The organism is Fibrobacter sp. (genome assembly GCA_012523595.1).
In the GTDB taxonomy this organism is placed as follows: domain Bacteria; phylum Fibrobacterota; class Chitinivibrionia; order Chitinivibrionales; family Chitinispirillaceae; genus JAAYIG01.
Map to the genome: position 1 here is coordinate 1 of JAAYIG010000201.1, position 5,053 is coordinate 5,053.

5 protein-coding genes are annotated in these 5,053 nt (G+C 45.3%); 4 read left to right on the top strand and 1 reads right to left on the bottom strand.

All coding sequences use genetic code 11. The features are described from left to right. Window positions 1–733, bottom strand: a 733-nt coding sequence (locus GX089_14055; protein NLP03613.1) for a patatin-like phospholipase family protein, incomplete at its 3' end; no start/stop codon positions are given. Between the two features lie 541 nt (window positions 734–1,274). Here GX089_14055 and GX089_14060 point away from each other — a divergent pair. The 4 genes from GX089_14060 to GX089_14075 all read left to right on the top strand — a co-directional run. Then, the gene (locus GX089_14060) at window positions 1,275–2,921 is read left to right on the top strand and encodes a hypothetical protein (GenBank protein NLP03614.1); all 1,647 of its coding nucleotides are present in this window, start codon (window positions 1,275–1,277) and stop codon (window positions 2,919–2,921) included. A gap of 3 nt (window positions 2,922–2,924) precedes the next feature. Continuing rightward, window positions 2,925–3,824, top strand: a complete 900-nt coding sequence (locus GX089_14065) for a hypothetical protein (protein ID NLP03615.1) — start codon at window positions 2,925–2,927, stop codon at window positions 3,822–3,824. A 191-nt stretch (window positions 3,825–4,015) separates the two neighbouring features. After that, window positions 4,016–4,684, top strand: a complete 669-nt coding sequence (locus GX089_14070; GenBank protein ID NLP03616.1) for a redox-sensing transcriptional repressor Rex — start codon at window positions 4,016–4,018, stop codon at window positions 4,682–4,684. Between the two features lie 22 nt (window positions 4,685–4,706). Continuing rightward, on the top strand, window positions 4,707–5,053 hold a 347-nt coding region (locus GX089_14075; GenBank protein NLP03617.1), incomplete at its 3' end, for a hypothetical protein.

The window sequence follows — 5,053 nt, forward strand, 5'->3', positions numbered from 1 at the left end:
AAGTCACATCCACAGCAATAACTTTATGGAATCCCAATTCGCGCGCGTATTCGACAGGAATATTTGTTGATAATCCGCCATCGACCAGAAGCACTGAGTCAATTTCAACTGGAGAGAATGCGAGTGGAACCGAACAGGATGCCCTGACGGCTGTGACAATGTTGCCTTTTGAAAAGACCACCTTGTCTCCGGTGAGAAGATCTGTGGCGATGATCCTCAGGGGGATGTAAAGATTGTCGAAGTCCCCTTTTGCTCTGAACTGTGCAGATGCAAGTATGGGGGCAAGAAGATCAAAGAATGATTGACCATAGGAAAGTGCGCTTGGGAGAATCGGCTTGAAATTGTAATCAAAACGCAATTCCATCAGGTAATTGCCGGGTTCGCTCTTCTGGCTGACAAACCTCTTTTTCCGGTCTATCGAGTTGCTGAAAATCTCATTCCAGTCAATAGAACGGGCAAGAGAGTGCAGGCTGTCAGGGCCTAATCCGGAACAGTAAAGCGAACCAATAATAGCCCCGATACTGGTTCCCACAATAATATCCGGCTTTAACCCGGTTTCATGGAGCGCCTTCAGTACACCTATCTGAGCAATACCTCTTGCTCCACCTCCGCTGAGTACCAGCGCAAACTCACTGGAAACAGTATCCTGCTCAGAAAAGAGTATTCCCGGAAATAAAAGAATCAATAAAACAAAGATAAGGAAATTTATTCGCTTCAGTTTGCGTCTTTTCATCTCATTTTCGGCACTTGTATTGAAGGTGAGGCTCCAGGTGAAAACAAAACTCTGAGATCCTACTCAAAATATAATTATTCAGCAGACAGTGTATTACTGACATGCTCAAAATTACCGTTTTGTGCAAATTGACATGGGAATAAAATTCCATGTGTCCTCTGTCTTGAGTATTCCTCAGAAAGATGTGTTGAAAATTTGGCTTTCCCACGTTGGCCTCAAAAACTATCTTAAAACGAAGTAACCCGATGTAATCTCATTTCATGTAACTCTGTAATTCAGCACCCTGAAAAGTCTCTCTGCCGAAACCTCGCACAACTGTTTCACGGTTCAGGGTTGCTCTGTTCTCTCGAGGTACTTTTCCCATTTCTATTATTATTCATTCTCCCGGTTTATCGGGAATGCTTCTGTTTCAGCTCTGGTTTTAATCTTGAAAAATATGTGTGATCAATCGGTCTGATGTATAGTGTTTTCCGGAAGTAAACAATCCGAAAGAGTAGAGACAGAACGGCTCCACTAACTCAAATTATCTTAAGTAAAACAAATGAAAAAGACCACAGTTTATACCTCATCCAGGGAGCATCATATAAAAAGACGGTCTCTGCAAGGCATTCCCGGCCTGCATTCTTTCATGCTCATGCTTTTTGCTCATATGTTGCTTCCTGCAAGTGAAGCATTCTCTTTCAGCTTACAGAAACTGCCCTCTGACGAATCCGAAGCCAGTGAGATGTTATCAGAAGGGACTTTGGATTCTCTGACATGGGAACTGGTAAAACCTTTTTACGTTCAGCCATTGAGTGTACCGCACGGTGAACTTTCGGTTCTGATGGAACTATTTCCTGAACTCCCTGGAAACCTGCCAGTGAGTCCTGATTCACTTTCGAGGTATTATCCGTGGGATCAGTCCCGGATTGAACAATTCCTGGAGGATTATCCGGAACTGGTTCCATTCCTTCCAATTCTGCGCTTCTATCTGCCATCAGTTTCAAGTACCGGGAGAGTGGGCTTTTTCTACCATGGTCCCCTCAAGAATTCCTGCGCCAGGATTGTTGTGGATCCGGTGCGGATACTCAGTTTTCAGGGCAGGGTGGATTTTGCCGATGATGTCGCAAGGTGGTATCAGAGGTCTTTGACTCTGAAAGCATCGCACTGGTGTCGGGTGAATATAGGCAATTTTAAAGGAATTGCTGACCGTGGCCTCTTTACAGGGTATTTTCCTTTTCAGGATGAAAGCCGGCGAAACGTTTCTCAAAACTGGTTATATGGCAGATATGCTTCCTGGAATGGAATAGCGGTGGAGCTTTCAGAGAGTGAAGGCGGATCATCGGCGAGAGTATACTATCATAACCGATTGCAGGAATCCATTACCGGAGCCAGTGTGGAATTCAAAACAGGTGCTCTCAGGAACCAGATAGGAGGTATCTATCTCAGACTGCCGGAAACCGGTAAACGATACTACTATCTGCACACCGGGCTTAAACTGGATCTTAAAAGGTTAATTATAGATGCAGGGACAGGAGTGGATCTTCAGAACAGCTCTGCTATTCCATTATTATTCCGGGCTCAGGCTTTCGGAGGGAGAAACAGGTTTGACTTTCAATCTGTTTTTCTACCCGGGGGCTTTTCTGCACCCCGAAGCAGAATAATCAGAAAGGTACCGCATAACTCCGGAACAGGGCTTTCCGGAAGCTGCCTGTCGATTAATTTACAGTTGTGGCATTCAATTTCTGATCATTTCCGGGCTTTTACTGCTGTTGAGGGCTTGTTCATGGAAAAAGTCACTGAAAATGTGAAAGGATCTTTTTCTCTCTTTGGAAACTTCAGGAACGCTGTTTTCAATCTCGGTTACAGCAGGGTCGAGTGGACAAGAGAGGAGAGAAAAAACGATATCCTGGAATTTACAGCCGGATTAAGGGGAGCGTTCCGTCCGGAAGCATCTCAGAGAATTACCTTTGTTAACGGAACACCAGTGTATTTTTGCCGGTTTTCATCAACACTGAATTTTTTACCCAAAATCTCTTTGGTTCCGCTGTTTTCCTTCAGGAAAGAGGCAGGGGAGTGCTGTGAGTACATGTGGGGGATAAAGAAATCCCTGACACTCTTTGAAAGGACCTGCCTTGAATTACTGGTTGAAAATGACAGGGAGGAGAGTGTGAGGATTGAGGCGAAAGCCTGGTTTCTGATCAGGTGACAGGTGGAGAGTATTTCTGTCAACTGTGAAAGGGAATCGAAAGGAAGAGCAAATACGATGAAAAGGGCTGGTTTATTCATAATATTTATTCTCTTGTATTTCTTCTGCAGTAATCCTTTAAAGGATCAGGAGAGGGGGTTTGAATTTTCCATCGTCGATGTAGGGCAGGGATTATGTCAGATCGGTGTTTCCGGGGGAGATGCCATAATCTGGGACCTGGGACCTCCTGGAGGCTATGAGGGGTTCAGGAGAGTATACATGGATGCCGGAATGCCTCAAGTAAAGTCGATTGTTATCTCTCACAGAGACCTGGATCACAGCGGTGGTCTCTCGAAACTCGACACTCTGATAAAATGGTCCGGTCTGTTAATCACGAGTAAATATGAGGATACGTCTTACCTGAGATCATTGTATTCTGGAGAGTATGGTCCGATACACATCAGGACTGTCTCTGAAGGTGACACTCTGGGTGGACTCGATGATGTATCGATCACATGCATCTGGCCTCCGGACAGCATAGACAAATCTTTCCCGGTCAGGGATGAATATGTGAACAGATACAGCCTTGCTTTTCTTGTTCGGCATTTTAACACTCAGGTTGTGATAACATCTGATATAGACTCTGTTGCCCAGAGGATGATTGCGGTGTCTTACGGGACATCATTGAAATCCGATATAGCAGTTGTGGCCCATCATGGAAGCGCCGGATCTGTAAGTGCGCTCTTTTCCGGATATGTTGGAGCCGAGCTGGCTGTGATCTCCTGCTCCCGGGAAAACCAGTATGGGCACCCTCATGATGAAGCTCTGAGTATGATCATGCATAGTGGCTCTGCTCTGGCAATTACATCACTTGAAGGCACAATAATCCTGCACTCCAACGGGTATTACTTTGTTCGGGAGTGATACTGACCACCTGATCTGATACCCATAGACAAAGCAAAGAAAAACAAGCAGATAAGGGGTCAAAGATGACAAACGTAATAAAGTAATCTGGTGAACTATAATGAGAAAAAATTCACAAAAAACTGGACAGGTGTATCAAAATATGTTATATTTATAACAATACTGGGCCCCTTTTACAAATAGGAGAATGGATGGGTCAGGAGACAATTACTACCCGGTTACTGGAGTATAAGATTGTCCTGAAAAAGATGCGTATGATGGGCTTCACACGCGTCTATTCCTCCAACCTTGCCGACTCTCTAGGTGTATCATCCTCACTTGTCAGAAAGGATTTTTCCTGTCTGACAACCGTAGGTAACAAAAGGGGAGGGTACCAGATTGAACCTCTTCTGGCGGAGATTCACAAGATTCTCCATCGTGGTGGGACTGCCACAAAAGCTGTTGTTGCCGGGGCCGGGAAATTAGGCAGGGCTCTTTGTGACTACAGGGGATTTGAAGAGGAAAATATCAATATTGTTGCTGCATTTGATATCGATCCTCAGAAAGCGGGGAACAGCGGAAAGATTCCGGTGCTTCACATAGATGAGATGGCCTCGTTTATAAGCCGCAATAAAATCAGGATAGGGGTGCTTGCGGTGCCGGTTACTGAGGCGCAGAAGGTAGCCGATATCATGATCATTGCCGGAGTGCGGGGTTTCTTAAATTTTGCTCCCACCCGTCTGCTGCTTCCTGGAAATTGCAGGGAGAATCACATTAATCTGGCTCTGGAACTTGAGAAACTGATTTTGCTACTTGCGACATCTGAGACCGAGTCGGGTCAATTCAGTCAATTGAGTTGTTCCAGGCAGACCATCAAGTGAGGAAAAAAGGGGTATTTAATATATGTTACGTACTCAGGTCTTCAAGTGCTTCGGTCTCCTTATTCTGGTTCTGGGGCTGGTTGCGGCCCTGGTCGGAGTGCGGATTGTTCATACTCAGATCATAAAGAGAGCAGAGGACCAGGTAAGATCAGATCTTAACAGTGCTTGGGGAGTTCTCCAAACCGAACTGGATCGGCTGGAGATGGTGCTTCGGTTTACCTCAAAAAAGGAAAGTCTGGCTAAAGTAGTAAAAGAAGGAAAATGGGATGACAAGGAGTTCAGAAGCGCGCTGGAGAATGTGCGTCTGAGCTTCGGGCTTGATTTTCTGAGTATCATGGCTCCAAACGGGAAAGTGGTGCTCAGAAGTGC